This is a genomic window from Streptomyces sp. NBC_01808 (assembly GCF_035917395.1).
GTDB lineage: Bacteria > Actinomycetota > Actinomycetes > Streptomycetales > Streptomycetaceae > Streptomyces.
The window spans coordinates 323,295-338,295 of record NZ_CP109072.1 but is presented as its reverse complement, the minus strand read 5'-3'; the positions used below and the strand labels follow the sequence as shown (position 1 = coordinate 338,295).

The window sequence follows — 15,001 nt, the reverse complement described above, 5'->3', positions numbered from 1 at the left end:
CTCCCCCGCCCGGCCCGGCCGGTGGACCGGGGCGGACGAAAAGACCGCCGGCCCGCGACGAGAGTACGCGGGCCGGCGGGGCAGGTGGCGGGGATGTCGAACCCCGCGGGTGCGGTGCGGAGAGGGTCAGGTGCTCGGGGCGGGAGAGGCCGGGTCGCGGGCGTCGACCGCCTCGTGCACGACCTCCTCCTGCGCGGCAGGCTCCTCGACGGCTCTTTCCTCGGACGACTCCTCCGCGGCCGTCTCGGGGGCCGCCTCCGGCGCGTACCCCTCCAGGAAGTCCTTGAGTTCGGACAGCACGTCGGCCGCCTCCGCCCCGTCGATCACCCGGTGGTCGAAGGCGAGGCTCAGCCGCATCACCGGCGCCACCACGACGGCACCGTCCCTGACGACCGGGCGGTCCACGATCCGCCCGAGGCCCAGCGTGACGGTCGTGCCGCCGACCGAGTGGAAGCTGTCCACCGCGCGGTGGCCCAGCGAGGTGACGGCGACGGTGCCCCGCAGCTCGGGGCGGTGCGCGAACGACCGCGTCGCCAGCCGGAACAGCGTGCGGCCCACCGGCACGGGCAGCCGGTGCAGCTTGCGTACCGCCTCGAACTCCGGCATCGTCTCGGGGTCTCCGTCGCGCAGCCGGTCCACGTGCTGCTGCACATCGTCCAGGCTCGACTGCTCCAGCTTCGGCACGACCGAGGAGAGCACCACGCGGCGCCCGCCCAGGGTCTTGTCCAGCGTCACCTTGCCGCCGACGGTCGCGTAGCGCGCGACCTTGGGGCGGAGCCGGCCGCGGATGGCCGCGTTGGCCTCCGGGTGCTCGGCCAGCACGCTGCCGGACGCCTTGAGGACGTACGAGACGACCGAGTACCGGCGGCCGTCGCGCCTGGCCTCCGCCCGGTGCTCCTGGATCCGGCTCATGTCCACCTCGGTGTCGAGGAAGACCGGCGCCGTGGCCCGTATCTCGTCGCAGTGGTAGAGCGTGTGGCGGCGCTCGGCGGGGAAGCGGCTGACGCTCACGCCGCGACCGCCGCCTTGTGGATGCCGCTGAGGCTGCCGGCCTCCAGCAGGTCCGGCAGCGACACGCTGCGGCCGGTGCGGCGCTCGATGGCCGCCGTCAGCCAGAGCAGGTGCACCGAGTCCCAGCCGGCGATCTCGTCCAGAGGCCGGTCGGCGTCCTCGACGGACACCGGCAGCCCCAGTTCGTCACGGATCAGCACCACAAGATCGTCGATGGTCGTCATGAAGCGGGCACTACCTTTCGGGGGTGGGTCAACGGGGCTGCGTCGCGGGCGCGTTCGTGAACGCCCGGATGTCGCGCAGGAGGGCGGTGGCGACGGCCCGCTCCGCGCCGTCGAGGTAGAAGTGGCCACCGGGGAACCGCTCGATGCGGAACGCGCCGGAGGTCAGCGGCTCCCAGGCCGCCGCCTCGTGCTCGGTCACCTTCGGGTCCGCGGTGCCGGTGAAGACGCTGACGGGGCAGCGCAGCAGGAAGCTCCGGTCGTAGCGGTACGTCTCCACGGCGGTGTAGTCGGCGCGCAGCGCCGGCAGGATCATGGCGCGCATGTCCGGGTCGGCGAGGATCTGCGGGTCGGTGCCGCTCAGCTTGGTGATCTCGTCGATGAGCCCGTCGTCGTCGCGCTGGTGCACGGTCTCGACGCGCGGCGTCGCCGGCGAGTGCCGGCCCGAGGCGACCAGCCCGAGGGGCGGGTTGGTGCCGTCCCGCTCCAGCCGGGCGGCGGTCTCGAAGCCGACGACCGCGCCCATGCTGTGCCCGAAGAGGACCAGCGGCAGGTCGGTCAGCGGCCTGAGCGCGGCAGCCACGCGGTCGGCGAGCGTACGGACGTCGCGCAGCGGCTGCTCGTGCCTGCGGTCGTGCCGGCCCGGGTACTGCACGGCCACGAACTCGACCGACGGCGGCAGTTCCCGCTGCAGCGGGAAGAACGTGGTGGCCGCGCCGCCCGCGTGGGGCAGGCAGACAAGCCGTACGTCCGGCTGCCGGACCGTGCCGAAGCGGCGCAGCCACGTGTCGTCGAACGGGATCTCAGTGGGCACCGTGCCAACGCCTTCCCGCGCTCTCCCGGGTGCGAGAGGCGGCACACGTGGAGAGCGCACCTTGAGCACTCCGACTCGTTTGTGGACCGCGACGCTACGGACACCGGTTGAAAGCCCGACAAAGAGCTTCTAAAGAGGTACGGGACCGAGGGCCGGTGCCGAGGGGCGCGGTGTCCGCGACAGCCGCGCCCCCGCGGCGTGGGCGGTCAGGGCGGGATGCTCTTCAGCCGCGTGCCGATGTCGGCGCGCTGGGAGATGCCGAGTTTCTGGTAGATGCGGGTGAGGTGCTGCTCGACGGTGCTCACGGTGATGTGGAGCCGGTTCGCGACCTGACGGTTGGTCAGGCCCTTGGCGACGAGCGCGGCCACGCGGTGCTCGGCCCGGGTGAGCAGCCTCTCCCTGCCCAGGGCGTCGTGCACGGCCTTGCCGGTCCGCTCCGGTACGGGCGTGCGCGCCAGGGCCTGGTCGGGCAGGCAGTTGCGGGCGATGTGCGCGCCCGCGGCCTGCGCTCTGGCGGCCCAGGACTCGTGCCCGAGCCCGCGCAGCGCGACGCCGAGTTCGTGCAGCGTACGCGCCTGGTCCAACCGGTCGCCGGTGGCGAGGAGTTCGTCGATCGCCCGGAACAGCAGCCCGGGGCGCTTGTGCGGTGGCGCCAGCCGGGCCCGTAGCCGCAGCGCCATCGCGTGGTCGCGACCGCCGTGGCCGGGGGCGCGCGCGGTGTGCTCGGCGAGCATGCGGGCGGACATCTGGCTGTCGCCCAGGTGCAGCCACGCCTGGGCGACGTAGAGCCGCCACGGCACCAGCGTGGGGTGGTCGACCAGGGTGCGCTCGGCCACCTTCCCGATCCGCAGGAAGTCCGCGAGCGCCGAGTGCGGCCTGTTCGTGGCGAGGTGGAAGCAGCCGCGGATGCACAGGTAGCTCAGCCAGTAGACGCTCTTCTCCCACGCAGGGGGGATCGGCTTGGCGAAGACCCGCGCCACCTCGTCGTAGCGCCCCATCTCCATGTGCAGCGCGGCGAGTACGGCCTCGGCGGCGCACGCGTAGCCCGTGCTGCGCTCGGTGATGACGCTCTCCACCAGCCGGACGCAGTCCAGGCCCGCGGCCAGCTTGCCCTGCCGCAGCGCGACGATCGCCTGCTGGAGCGAGAAGATGGCCTGCCAGCCGGGCGCGTCCCGGCTGGCCGACTCCTTGACCAGCCACTCGCACCACTGCCAGGCCGTGTCGAGCCGGTCCGCGATGACGAGGGCCTTGATCGAGCTGGCCAGCGACCAGACCGTGGCATCGGAGAGGGTCGAGACCTCCAGCAGGTTCTCGGCGGCGGCGGCCCAGTCGCCCCGGCCGCCGAAGAGGAACGAGCCTTCGAAGGTCTGGAACAGGGAAGTCGCCGATGCGTACGGGCTCGGCGCGCCGCCCTCGGCGGGCGGGAGCCGCGCGGTCTGCGCGCCACCCCCCTGCCCGTCCTCCTTCCCGGCGTCCTCCTGTCCGCAGTCCTCCTGCCCGGATGAGTGGTGGCTGTACCAGGCCCACAGCCAGGCGATGCTGGGGTGGTCGCCGGCGCGTACGTCGGCGGCGCTCGACTCGGCGCCCTGCCGCTGCAGCACGGCGAACGCCTCCTGGACCTTGCCGTAGCTGAAGAGCAGGTCCGCGAGCCCGTCGTACGCCGTGCTCGGCATCTGGTCCGCGTGGAAGGCGCTGAGCAATGCGGTGAGATGCCGGATTTCCGTGGCCGCGGGGCTGATGCGCTGCGTGATGAGCGCCAGGCGCATGTAAATCTCGATACGGTCCGGGCTGCTCGGGCTGTTTTCCAGCGCCAGTTCGAGATACCTGACGGCGAGCCGGATGTTTTCCTGTCCGATGGCCGTCTCCGCGGCGTCGCGCAACGCGGACCGCTGCCACGCCTCCGCCGCGTGCCGGGCGGCGAGGAGATGCCGGGCCACTTCCGTGGTGGGACTGCCGGCATTGTTCTGGACCACGGCCGCGCGCCGGTGAAGTTCGTTCCGCTGCAGGGTGCCGAGGTCCGCAAGAATTTCCCGGGGAGCGCTCTCGTGCCGGAAATTCGTTCCGTCCAGGACGCCGGAGTGGCGCAGCGCCTCCAACTGCTGGTCCATGACGGCCGGTGAAATACGGGTCATGCCCGACAGTAGCTCGGGCGCCGCGGAATCCCCGAGCACGGAGATCAGCCGCCCCAGCTCCACGGCGGTGGCGCCGCTGCGGTAAAGGCAGGACACGACGGCACGGCCGTACATGCCCAGCTCCGCCGCGGATTCCGCGCCCGTCGGCCGGGCTTCCATGTCCTCGTCGCGCAGGTCCTCGAGCAGCGCGCGCAGCAGCAGCGGGCTGCCGCCGCTGAGGTGGTGCAGCAGCTCGATCCACTGCTCGTGCGGACGGTTGACGCGCGTGGTGACCGCCGCCCGCACCCCGCGCTCGTCCAGCGGGCCCAGGTGGATGCGCTGGGCATTCGGCCGCCGCAGCAACTCCGTCTTGACCGGCTGGTCGCGATGGCGCAGGTGCGGGCAGTGGGACAGCAGGATGAGGGTGCGCCGGCTGCGGTGCCAGCCGACCGCCTGGAGCAGGAAGTCCAGCTCGGACCAGGGGATGTCCTGCACGTCGTCGATGCTGATCACCACCGCGCCGTTCTCCGCGACATGCGGCAGCGCGGCACTGAACTGCAGCGCGGGCGTGGCCCCCGCGGGGCCCTCGCCGGATGGCGGGGCGGGCACTTGCGCGACGAGCTGCTGGAACAGGGAGATGGGCGGGTGCGCCGCGGTGCTCCTGCCCTGGACGCTGAGGATGGTCGCGCCCATGTCGGCCGCGTGTTCTGTGATGGCGTGTAAAAGAGCACTCTTGCCGCACCCCACGCCGCCTTCGATCAGAATTGTGCGCGACATTCCGTGGAGACAGCGAGAGAAAGCAGACCGCAGCGCCTCGAATTCGGCCGCACGGATGACGAAAGCCATACCGGATTACTCACCTCCCGTTGGCGCAATTGATTCGTCGTGGGAATCAATGCACCTGAGCAAGTCCAGGTCATACGGCACTCAGGGGAAGCGCCGTACCGCGTATTCGGTTAGTAGTTTCACAGGTAGAGTTTGGTTACGCAAGGCCGGGTTTTCTCAGGTCCCGAGATAATGCCTAGGTCCGTTTTGCGTCATTTATGCTGGCCTTGTTGTGATGCTGCGGAGTATACATCCCCTGGGACAAACGTATCGGTCCGCGAGCACCGCTCCCGACTTGCGGGAGCGAAGGCGGGCGTACCGGACGGCGCGTGCGCCCCCGAGGTGCGCCCGCGGGTCCCATCGTGGCGCCGCGGACGGTTCGTAGGGGGGTGGCGCAGCGAGATTTTGGCGGGACTTTGGCGCCGCGCAACAGTCTGCCCGGATGGTTGCTGCCCTTGCCTGGCTGCTGCGCGCGCTGCAGGAAGCCTTGACGTCGCTCGGCCGGGTCTGGTTCTTCATCCCGCCCCCGCCCCCCGCCCCGCCCCCACCCCCACCGGGCCCCGCCCCGGGCCACCCCGAGCGCCTGCGCCCGGACCTCCCGCTCACGGAGCAAGAGGAAGCCCTGCGCCGCCAGTTGGGCGACATAGCCCTGCCCGACGCCATAGGCGAGGAGAAGAGCCCGGGCGCGTAGCCGCACAGGTGCCGGCGGTCAGGCGCAGGGAAGGGTCCGTACGAGGACGAAGGAGCCGCTGTACGCGGCGGCGGGCAAGGGGAAGCCCCGGTCGGAGGGGGGATCCGACCGGGGCGGTCTGAGGCGGATACGGAGGGCGGTCGCCTCGCGGCGAAAGGCTCCATGGGGCTTCAGCCGAACGATCTTCCCCACGGGCGAGAGGTGAGGCCCGGGGACACTGTTCCCTCCGTACCCACGCTCGATTCAACGGGAGGGGACCTCCGCTTGTTCCATGCCCCCGCCCGGGACGGTGTGAAGCCCGACACAGCGGGGCTGCGGTGTCAGTCCAGCCAGCGGCCCCCGCGCATCAGCTCGCGCCCCGGCAGCTCGTTCACCTCGCGCCATGCCTGGATCCGCAGCGGGGTGATCCGGAACCAGCGGTACCGGGTGGCCTGCCCGCGGGGGTCGAACCCGGAGCGCGCCGCGAAGCGGTCCCCGTGCTCCCGCGGCAGCGCGTCCAGCTCGAAGACCTCGACCTCGCCGTCGATCACCGTGACGTCCCGCGTCGGCCCCAGCGCCAGCCGCGCGGCCCCGGTCGCGGCCAGGTTCCTGCCGGTCGGGCTCTCCGCAGGCGTCGCCACCCACAGCGCCTCGCCGTCCCAGGAGAACGACAGCGGCACGAGATACGGCACGCCGTCCGGCGCCGCGCTCGCCACCCAGACGTCGACGTCGTGGGCCAGCCGGTGCTCGGTGTCCCGGCGGCGCAGCACGCGGGTGCGGGGCTCGGCGGGGTGCGTGGCTGCGGTCATCTCTCGCTCCTGGTCGTCGTGAGGCTCGTACGCGATCCGCCCGGCCGAAACCGCACCGGGCCCGATCGCCGCCACCACAGCCTGGCCCCGCCCACCCCCGCACCGCCTCCGTGCTGACCACGGAGAACACCGCGGATAATGAGACTGTGTCCACCCCGCCGATCTCCGCCCGCGAAGCCGAAGTGCTCGCGCTCGTCGGCGAGCACCTGAGCAACGCCGAGATCGCCGGCCGCCTCTTCATCTCCGTACGCACCGTCGAATCGCACGTCTCCTCCCTCCTGCGCAAGCTGCACCTGCCCGACCGGCGCGCCCTCGCCCGGCACGCAGCCGCCTCCACCGCCTCCACCGCCCGCCCCGGGCAGAGCGCGCCCGCCCTGCCCGCGCCGCTGACCTCGTTCGTCGGCCGCGCGCGGGAGCGCGCCGAGCTGGCCGCCGCCGTACGGGCCCGGCGGCAGGTCACCGCCGTCGGCCCCGGGGGCGTCGGCAAGACCCGCCTGGCGCTCGCCGCGGCCGGCGACCTGGCCGGCGAGTTCGCCGACGGCGTGTGGTTCGCCGACCTGGTCCCGGTCACCGAACCGGCGCGGGTGGGCGCCGCGGTCGCCGCCGCCGTGGGCGTCGGCGAGCAGCCAGGACGCAACGTGGACGACGCCGTGCTCGCCGCGCTCGCGGACCACGACGCGCTGCTCGTCCTGGACAACTGCGAGCACGTACGCGAAGGAGTCGCTCCGTTCCTGGAACGGCTGCTCGCGGCCTGCCCGAAGCTGCACGTGCTTGCCACCAGCAGGGCCCGCCTCCTGGTGCCCTTCGAACGCGCCTTCCCCGTGCCCCCGCTGTCCCGCGACGGCGGCGACGAATCCGACGCCGTGGCCCTGTTCATGGACCGCGCCGCCGCGGTCGGCTGGCCGCCGGGACCGGGTGCAAGCGCGGGCGTCGCGGCCGTCTGCGAACGGCTCGACGGCATGGCGCTGGCCATCGAGCTGGCCGCCGCCCGCTGGGCCACGCTCGGGCTCGACGGCCTGACCGCGGGCCTCGGCGACCAGCTCCGGATCCTCGCCGGCGGCGCCCGCGCGGACGACCGCCACCGCTCGGTGCGCGCGGTCCTCGACTGGAGCCACGACCTGCTGGAGCCGGAGGACCAGGTGCTGCTGCGGCGGGTGTCGGTGTTCGTCGCGCCGTTCACCGCCGCCGCGGCCGCCGAGGTCGCCGGAGACGGCCCGCAGGACGCCGCCGCCGTCGCCGACGGCCTCGGCCGGCTCGCCGAGCAGAGCCTCCTCGTCGTCGCCCCGTCCGCGGCCGGCACCCGCTACCGGGCCCTGGAGACCATCCGCCAGTACGGCGCGGAGCACCTCGCCGCCGCCGGCGAGGAGACCGCCGTACGCACCCGCCACCTCGGCTGGTGCACCGCCGCCGCCGGCGCCCTGACCGGCGCCGGCGGCCCGGACTGGCGCGCCCGGTTCGACGACCTCGCCGAGGACCTGCGGGTCGCGCTCGGCTGGGCCGCCGCCCGGCCGGAGCTACGCGCCGACGCCCACCGGCTCGCCGTGTCGCTGGCCGGGCTGGCGTTCACCCGCACCCTGCTCGGCGAGGCCCAGCAGCGGTACGAGCAGGCAGCCGCCCTCGCCGACGACGCGGGCGCCGCGGTCGTGCTGCGGCACGCCGCGGCGGTGGCCGGCTGCCGGCGGCTCGGCGACGACATGTACCGCCTGCACCGCGCCGCCGCAGAGGCCGCCGAGCACGCGGGAGACCCCGCGGCCGCCGGCCGCGACCTCGCCGAGGCCGCCACCGCCGCCTACCGCTTCTCGACCTCCTTCACCCGGCTCCCCGCCGTCGCCGAGGTCACGGCGATGCTCGCCCGCGCCCGCGACCTGGCCGGTGCCGACCCCCGCGCGGGCGCGGCCGTGGCGCTGGCCGAGGCGGCGGTGGTCAGCGACGCGTACGGCGCCGTGCAGGGGGACGCGGACAACGCCGTGGCCGAGACGATCGGGCGCGTCGAACGGGCCGTCGACCTGGCCCGCCGCGCGGCCGACCCGGTGACGGAATCCGCCGCCCTCGACGCCCTGTCCGGCGCCCTGAGCTGGGCCGGCGACGCCTTCGCCACCGCCGCCGCCACCCGCCGCAGAACCGAGGCGCTGGCGCCCTTGCCGCCCACCCCCGCCGCCACCCACGAGCGGATGGACGCCCTCGCCATGGCCGCCGGCACCGCGGTCGGCGCCGGGGAACTGGAGCGCGCCCGCGAGTGGGGCAGGGAACTCGCCGACCACCCGCTGCTCGCCGAAGCCGGCCACCACGCCACCTCGTGGCTCCTCGTCGCCGACGCCTTCGCCGGCCGCGCCGACGAAGCTCTCGCCCACGCCGTCCGCTTCCGCGACTCCTTCGAGCACAGCGGCGGGCAGCAGTCGCTCTCCCTCGCCGCCGGAGCCGCGTCGGTCGCCATGGTCCACGGGCTGCGCGCCGACGACACCGCCCGCGACACCTGGCTCGACCTCGCCGCCCGCGCGGACACCACGCCGGAGCACCGGCACGGCTACGGCGCGGTCTTCGACGCCACCGTCCTGCTCCACCGCGGCGACGCGCAGGCGGCGCTGGAGCGGGTCGCGCCCGAGCCGGAGGAGGTGTGGAAGTGGGTGTGCTGGATCTGGCTGCACTGGTACGTCGGGCTGCGCGCGGAGGCGGCGGTGCTCGCCGGCCACCCGGCCGCCCGCGAACGGATCGCCGCGGCCCGCGCGGTCGTCGCCGGCAATCCGGTCGCCGCCGCCCAGGTGGACCGCGCGGAGGCGCTGCTCGACGGCGACCGGCTGCGGCTGCCGGCCCTCGCGAGGGCGTTCGCCGCGGCGGGGAGCCCGTACCAGGCGGCCCGTACGCTGCTGCTCGCCGGCGGCGACCACACCGCGACGGGCGAGGCGGCACTGGCGGGCCTCGGCCTCGTACCGTAGGACACCGGACCGCCGCCGCGGCAGCACCCGCGCCCCGCTAGCTGACGGCCTGCTTCACCAGCGCCGCGATCCGCGCCTCCACCTCGTCCGTCACCTCGGTCAGCGCGAAGCCCGCCGCCCACATCGTGCCCTCGTCCAGGTTCGCCAGATCGCTGAACCCCAGCGTCGCGTAGCGCGCGTTGAACTTCCCCGCGCTCTGGAAGAAGCAGACGACCTTGCCGTCCCGCGCGTACGCCGGCATGCGGTACCAGGTCTTCGGTGCCAGCTCCGGTGCCGTCGCCGTGACGACCGCGTGGATCCGCTCGGCCATGACCCGGTCCGAGTCGTCCATCTCCGCGATCTTCGTGAGCACGTCCCGCACCGACTCCGCCGCCTTGTCCGCCTTCGAACCGCGGCGCACCGCCTTCTTCCGCTCCTGGGCGTACTCCTTCATCGCGGCCCGCTCCTCGGCCGAGAACCCCTCGTACGCGCCGCCGGTCTCACTCTTGCCCATGATCACTCCCGTGTTCCCGGCTCCGGCCCGGTCCTGCTCCGGGCCGATCACCATGCGCACAGCCTCGCTCCGGGGAGCCGCGGAACGCCTCCGTGCCGACCACGGAATCCGGCACGGACGTACGCACCCGTGGCCCACGGTCCCGCCCGGATTGGGCTGGACGGGGGGCAGTTGGGTGTGTCTGCCCCGTAATAGGGCGATGCCGCGACCGGCTTCTCCTACGGTTCTCACGTTCCTCCCCGCTCTGGTGCGTAGCACCGCGAAAGGAGATCCCCGATGTCGATCCGCAAGGCTGCCGCCACCCTGGTGGCCACCGCCGCCCTGACCCTGGGCGCGCTCGCCACGACGCCGTCGCTCGCCGCAGCCGACTCCGAGGGGCAGAAGGCGCAGGCCGCGCCCGCCGCGCAGCCCAACCCCTACCCGTACCGGGGCAAGGTGCTCGGCAACAGCGTCGTCTACAAGCGGGCCAAGCCGACGACGCGCAGCGACATCCTCGGGTGGGCGAACTCCGGGACGATCGTCCGTATCCAGTGCAAGGTCATCGGCCAGAACGTGCTGGGCAACGACAGGTGGTACCGCGTGCCCGTGCGCGGCGGCCACGGCTACATGTCCGCCCGCTACGTGCAGAACCTGGACCAGATTCCCTTCTGCCGGCGGTGACCCCGCCGCGGCTCACCCCCGCCGCCACGCCCGGCCGGTCCCACCGGCCGGGCGTTCGCGTGGGCTGCCAGGCAGGGCCTAGCCGCCCTGGGCCTCCCCGCCCGCGCGCTGTGCGGGGAGGCCCGGGATGCGGTGGGGGTGTGCGCGGCGGTGCCGGAGAGTGCGCAGGTACGAGCGCGCGGTGGTGCCGCCGGCGCGCGCCGTGCACAGCAGGCGGGTGCTGCGGCGGCGTTGGAAGATGTCGTAGTCGTCGCGGATCAGCTCGGCCAGCACCGTACGGCCCAGCTCCAGGTACTGCCGCGGCAGTTCCTGCCCCGACGGGTGGACGTGGCGGTGCCAGCCGTCCGCGAGCCGGAAGAAGCGCCGGATCCGGTCGGCCTCGAAGCGGACGGCCTTCCTCAGCGACGGGGTCATCCGCTGCCGGGCGGCCGCGGTGGTGAGGTCGTCGCGGCTGAGTCCGTGGCGTTCGAGGTCGGCGAGGGGGAGGTAGACGCGGCCCAGGGCGGCGTCCTCGGCGATGTCGTCGAGGAAGTCGAGCATGTAGACGCCGTAGCCCAGGGCGATGGCCTTCACCTTGGCCTCGTCGTCGACCGGCTCCAGCAGGGTGTTGACCCAGATGCTCATGTCCCCGCTGACGGAGCGCATGTACAGCTCCAGATCCTCGAACGTCGCGTACGAGCTGGTGTCCAGGTCCGTCCGCAGCGTGCGCAGGAAGCGCCGGATCCCCTCCGGATCCATGTCCCAGGTACGCACCGTGTGGGCCAGCGCCCGGCAGATCAGCACGGCCTCCGCGGTCACGGGCCCGGCGCCGGTGCCCGCGGTCGCGGCCGTGCCCCGGTCGATCCGGCGCAGTGCCTCGTGCCGCAGCGCGTCGAACCGCTCGGCGCGCTCGTGTATGCCCTGCTCGGTGGTGTCGAGGACGTCGTCCGCGTACCCGCAGAACGCGAGCATCGCGTCGTAGTACGGGCGCTTGCCGGGCGGGAGCAGGAAGCGCGCCACGGGAAACGCCGCGGAGTTGCGGCGCCTCAAGTATCGTCCGCAGGCGGTGTACGCGGCCTCCGCCTCCGCGCCGCGCAGCCCGGCGGCGCTCAGTTCATGGGCGAACACCCTGCACCTCCCCTTCCGCCGGCACCGGGCCGGTCTCGTGCGCCGGGCGGATCAGCGCGTACCCCTGCGACGGCGGCGGGCGCAGGCTCCCGCCGCGGGAGAAGAGCAGCTCCGCCGCCGGAATGGGCCGGTGGTAGAAGCACACCGACGAGGCGACGCCGAACACGTCGGCGGAGCCGAGGAAGAACGGCAGCTCGGCCTCCAAGTAACCCAGGCCCGCCTCGACCTGGCCCGGCGAGGGCTCCGCGCCCCGCAACTGCGAACGCAGCGCGGAGGCGCTCATCTCCAGGCAGCAGCGGCGCAGTTCTGCGTCCGCCGCGAGCCCCCGCACCACCTGCGCGCGCAGGCTCAGGTAGACCGCGTCGCCGGCAAGCGTCGACAGCAGGTGCACGTGCTGCGCGCCCGGCGCCCCGATCCCCGCCTGCTGCCATGCCCGCAGGATCCGGCTGCGCGCGGTGGCGGTCTCCCGGGTGGTCTTGCGCTTCGCGTACGCCGCTGGATACCCCGCGACCAGCAGGTTGTCGTGGAAGGAGGAGTCGGGGACGACGACGTCGATCGTCTCGAAGCGTGCGTGCAGCCACCGCAGCAGCCCGCGCAGCACGTCGCCGTTGAAGTAGCTGTTGCCCAGGCTGACTCCGACGACGACGTGCACGCCGGAGTCGAACACCCGGGCGCAGTTCGGTGTCAGGGGCGTGTCGGTGAATTCCACCAGGGACACCTCCGAGAGGTTCCCGCCGGTGACGGGGGCGGAGCCCGGGGCGGCGGGATACGAGGGACGGCGAGCCGATCCGGGCGATGGGGGCACCACTAGATCATCCGTTGATTACCCACAGCGTTCATGCGGACGCTGAAAGTGAAGATGCGTGCGCTAAAGCGCCCCCGCGGTACGCCCACGCCCCCGACTGCGCCGCCGGGTCCGCAGGACCCGCCGTCGCGGTCGGCCGTCGCCGTCAGCCGCCGGGCTTCCCGTCGTCGTTCGCCGCGGCGGCGCGGGCCAGGCCCAGGGCGTACTGCGGCCACCACCGGCCGGCCGGCGGGCCGCCGCGGCAGGTGCCGTCGGAGTCCCCGGGCCGCTTGATCCACAGGTACGCGGCCACGCCCTCGACGCCCGTCCGCGTCGTCGGCAGGCGGCCCAGTGCGCGGCCGGGCGGGTTGCACCACGCCTCGTCCGCGCCGCCGCGCAGCGGGCCGTTGCCGTTGCGGCTGGTGTCGATGACGAAGCGGGCGCCGTCGAGAAGTTCGGACAGCCGGCGCCCGTAGCCGATCTCCGACTCGGTGGTCTGGAAGTTGGAGACGTTCAGCGCGAAGCCGTCGGCCCGGTCGACGCCGGCGGAGCGCAACGACCGGGCCACGTCGGACACGTTGGAGATCCAGTTGGAGTGGCCGGCGTCGAGGTAGACCTCGACCCCCGGGTGCTGCTTCAGCCGCATGACGGCCCCGGACAGCAGTTCCAGGCGCTCGGGGTGGTACTCCGGCGGCGTGCATCCCGCGACCATGTGCGCGACGGCGTCGGGCTCCAGGACCACCAGCGCCTGGCCGTCCCCGATGGCGTCCGCGAAGGCGCCGATCCAGGCGCGGTACGCCGCGGCGTCCGCCGCGCCGCCGGCGGAGTGCTGGCCGCAGTCACGGTGCGGGATGTTGTACGCGACGAGCACCGCCCGGCGCCCCGCCGCCGCCGCGCTCCCGACCGCCCGCTCCACGTCGGGGCCGGGATCGTCCCACCGTGGCCAGGTGGCCACGGGGCGCGCCGCGATCTGCTTGAGCAACTCCGCGTCCTCGCCGCGCCCCTGCCGCCGCCATTCCCGCACCTGCCGGGCGGCGGCGGAGTCGGGGTCGACCCAGAACGGCGCCGCGGCCGCCGCAGGCTTCCCCCGCCCGCCCGCGGCATCCCGGGCGCCGGCCGGGGGCGGGCAGCCGAGGGCGACCCCGAGAAGCACGACGCACACGAGCGTACGGATCCGCGCTGACATCTCTTCCCCTGCGAGTAGGCGCCGAGAAACGGTCGTGATCATGCCACGGGCAATCGCCCCCACGCCGTAACCCGGATTCCCTTCCGGGCCCGGACACCCGACCGGACGAGCGCCTTGCACCGGCCGTCGCCCCCTGCCCCTTCACCCGGACGGGGCACGTCCGCCAAAACCCGCACGGCGGCGCCCACATCGCCCTTGAGCTGTGCAGACATGGCAATCCGCGGTGTCCGCGGCCCGTACCGGCGGGGCATGGATATGCACCTCGCCGAATTCACCGCTTTCCTCGAATCAGCAGCAAGTCCCCATCCGCCGCGCCCGGATACCGCGCCCGGCACCGCTACCGGAGGACCCGGCCATGCCCTGCATACCCGCCGCGGCCGCAGCCGTGCCCGCCGAGCCGGGGTGAAGCCTCCGTGCGGTACTCGCCGGGCTTGACCCCCTCCGTGGGCAGAGAGCGCCGACACCGGCGGGTGCCGCACGGAGTTCTCTGCGCCAATGCGGTGACGCGCGCCGTGGCGCGGCCGGACAAGGGCCCGGTCCCTGCATGCGAAAAGTAGGTTATGTAGCTAATCATCCACTATGCGCATGCGAGCGATGGGGCCATGAAGAGACTGACGAAATACCTTGATCTGCCGCTGGTGCAGCGGTTCCTGGGCAACCGCTTGGCGATCGGTGCCGTGTGCGCCCTCATGGTGGTGACGGGAGTGGTGGCCGCCATGCTGACCACCGGCGGAACCGAACCGGTCAGCGACGCCAAGTCGGCCGTACGGGAGAGCGCGGCCGAGGCCGCCGAGCCCGAGGACCAGTCCGGGGAAGAGGCGGGAGAGCAGGCGGCCGAGGAGGAGGCCGGGGCGCAGTCCGGCCAGGAGCAGGCCGCGGAACCCGCGGGCGGGGGGCAGGATTCGGCGAAGCCCGGCGAGCAGCCGCCCGCGCCCTCCCGCGGCGAGCACCACCCGCCGCGCCGCTCCGGCGGGGACGGACACCGGCTCGCCACCTCGTTCGACAACGGCACGTTCTTCGTCGGCGGCGCCATCGCCCCCGGCACGTACGCGACCCAGGGCTCCGACGGCGAGCCCGGCGGCTGCCGGTGGGCGCGGCTGGCCGACAACCGCGGCGAGCTGATCCCGATCATCAGCGGCTCCGCCTGGGGGCCGACCCACATCACGGTCCACGACGGCGAGTACGTCCGGAGCACGGGCTGCCAGACCTGGAGCCGCACCGGCTCCGGCGGCCCGAACCACGGCAAGTAGGCGCGCTCCGGGGCCCGCCGCCCGCCGCATCACCCGGACGCCACGCGCGTACGACACGGCTGTCACCCCCGGCGCCGCCAGGGTGGAGGCGTACGTGCAGGCGCGTGGAGCGGCGGCGAGGAGTGGT

Annotated in this window: 13 protein-coding genes; 4 read left to right on the top strand and 9 right to left on the bottom strand. The window is 73.7% G+C overall.

The genetic code is table 11. The features are described from left to right. Positions 1 to 126: 126 nt before the first annotated feature. The 4 genes from OG946_RS01455 to OG946_RS01440 all read right to left on the bottom strand — a co-directional run bounded on the left by OG946_RS01455 (position 127) and on the right by OG946_RS01440 (position 5,003). Positions 127 to 1,011, bottom strand: a complete 885-nt coding sequence (locus OG946_RS01455; protein WP_326794327.1) for a 2-oxo acid dehydrogenase subunit E2 — start codon at positions 1,009 to 1,011, stop codon at positions 127 to 129. After that, positions 1,008 to 1,235, bottom strand: coding sequence for an acyl carrier protein (locus OG946_RS01450; RefSeq protein WP_047014281.1), 228 nt, complete (start codon positions 1,233 to 1,235; stop codon positions 1,008 to 1,010). The genes OG946_RS01455 and OG946_RS01450 overlap by 4 nt, the downstream gene beginning before the upstream one ends. A 28-nt stretch (positions 1,236 to 1,263) precedes the next feature. Continuing rightward, positions 1,264 to 2,046, bottom strand: coding sequence for a thioesterase II family protein (locus tag OG946_RS01445; protein WP_326794326.1), 783 nt, complete (start codon positions 2,044 to 2,046; stop codon positions 1,264 to 1,266). Positions 2,047 to 2,252: 206 nt separating this feature from the next. Next, complete coding sequence (locus OG946_RS01440; protein WP_326794325.1) at positions 2,253 to 5,003, bottom strand: LuxR C-terminal-related transcriptional regulator; 2,751 nt, start codon at positions 5,001 to 5,003, stop codon at positions 2,253 to 2,255. Between the two features lie 421 nt (positions 5,004 to 5,424). Between OG946_RS01440 and OG946_RS01435 the strand changes: the two genes are divergently transcribed. Then, positions 5,425 to 5,673, top strand: a complete 249-nt coding sequence (locus OG946_RS01435) for a DUF6059 family protein (RefSeq protein ID WP_326794324.1) — start codon at positions 5,425 to 5,427, stop codon at positions 5,671 to 5,673. Positions 5,674 to 5,993: 320 nt separating this feature from the next. Here OG946_RS01435 and OG946_RS01430 read toward each other — a convergent pair whose 3' ends face one another. Beyond that, complete coding sequence (locus OG946_RS01430) at positions 5,994 to 6,461, bottom strand: pyridoxamine 5'-phosphate oxidase family protein (protein ID WP_326794323.1); 468 nt, start codon at positions 6,459 to 6,461, stop codon at positions 5,994 to 5,996. Between the two features lie 146 nt (positions 6,462 to 6,607). Here OG946_RS01430 and OG946_RS01425 point away from each other — a divergent pair, with 146 nt between their 5' ends. Next, positions 6,608 to 9,394, top strand: coding sequence for an ATP-binding protein (locus OG946_RS01425; protein WP_326794322.1), 2,787 nt, complete (start codon positions 6,608 to 6,610; stop codon positions 9,392 to 9,394). 37 nt (positions 9,395 to 9,431) lie between these two features. Here OG946_RS01425 and OG946_RS01420 read toward each other — a convergent pair whose 3' ends face one another. Next, the gene (locus OG946_RS01420; protein ID WP_326800112.1) at positions 9,432 to 9,887 is read right to left on the bottom strand and encodes an iron chaperone; all 456 of its coding nucleotides are present in this window, start codon (positions 9,885 to 9,887) and stop codon (positions 9,432 to 9,434) included. Positions 9,888 to 10,163: 276 nt separating this feature from the next. Here OG946_RS01420 and OG946_RS01415 point away from each other — a divergent pair, with 276 nt between their 5' ends. Beyond that, positions 10,164 to 10,547: an SH3 domain-containing protein gene (locus OG946_RS01415; protein ID WP_326794321.1), complete on the top strand. Its 384-nt coding sequence runs from the start codon at positions 10,164 to 10,166 to the stop codon at positions 10,545 to 10,547. A 78-nt stretch (positions 10,548 to 10,625) separates the two neighbouring features. Here OG946_RS01415 and OG946_RS01410 read toward each other — a convergent pair whose 3' ends face one another. The 3 genes from OG946_RS01410 to OG946_RS01400 form a co-directional block, all read right to left on the bottom strand. Beyond that, positions 10,626 to 11,654, bottom strand: a complete 1,029-nt coding sequence (locus OG946_RS01410; RefSeq protein WP_326794320.1) for a phytoene/squalene synthase family protein — start codon at positions 11,652 to 11,654, stop codon at positions 10,626 to 10,628. Then, positions 11,641 to 12,363: a tRNA-dependent cyclodipeptide synthase gene (locus tag OG946_RS01405; protein WP_326794319.1), complete on the bottom strand. Its 723-nt coding sequence runs from the start codon at positions 12,361 to 12,363 to the stop codon at positions 11,641 to 11,643. Before OG946_RS01405 ends, OG946_RS01410 begins: the two co-directional genes overlap by 14 nt. Positions 12,364 to 12,604: 241 nt before the next feature. Then, positions 12,605 to 13,624, bottom strand: a complete 1,020-nt coding sequence (locus OG946_RS01400; RefSeq protein ID WP_326794318.1) for a glycoside hydrolase family 6 protein — start codon at positions 13,622 to 13,624, stop codon at positions 12,605 to 12,607. A 602-nt stretch (positions 13,625 to 14,226) separates the two neighbouring features. On the opposite strand from OG946_RS01400, the gene OG946_RS01395 reads away from it, so the two are divergent. Then, complete coding sequence (locus tag OG946_RS01395) at positions 14,227 to 14,874, top strand: hypothetical protein (protein ID WP_326794317.1); 648 nt, start codon at positions 14,227 to 14,229, stop codon at positions 14,872 to 14,874. The last annotated feature ends 127 nt before the right edge of the window (positions 14,875 to 15,001 follow it).

Coding starts and splice junctions, on each gene's coding strand:
- OG946_RS01450 (WP_047014281.1), bottom strand. CDS start 1,235: ATGACGACCATCGACGATCTTGTGGTGCTGATCCGTGACGAACTGGGG.
- OG946_RS01415 (WP_326794321.1), top strand. CDS start 10,164: ATGTCGATCCGCAAGGCTGCCGCCACCCTGGTGGCCACCGCCGCCCTG.
- OG946_RS01400 (WP_326794318.1), bottom strand. CDS start 13,624: ATGTCAGCGCGGATCCGTACGCTCGTGTGCGTCGTGCTTCTCGGGGTC.
- OG946_RS01435 (WP_326794324.1), top strand. CDS start 5,425: ATGGTTGCTGCCCTTGCCTGGCTGCTGCGCGCGCTGCAGGAAGCCTTG.
- OG946_RS01430 (WP_326794323.1), bottom strand. CDS start 6,461: ATGACCGCAGCCACGCACCCCGCCGAGCCCCGCACCCGCGTGCTGCGC.
- OG946_RS01395 (WP_326794317.1), top strand. CDS start 14,227: ATGAAGAGACTGACGAAATACCTTGATCTGCCGCTGGTGCAGCGGTTC.
- OG946_RS01440 (WP_326794325.1), bottom strand. CDS start 5,003: ATGGCTTTCGTCATCCGTGCGGCCGAATTCGAGGCGCTGCGGTCTGCT.
- OG946_RS01420 (WP_326800112.1), bottom strand. CDS start 9,887: ATGGGCAAGAGTGAGACCGGCGGCGCGTACGAGGGGTTCTCGGCCGAG.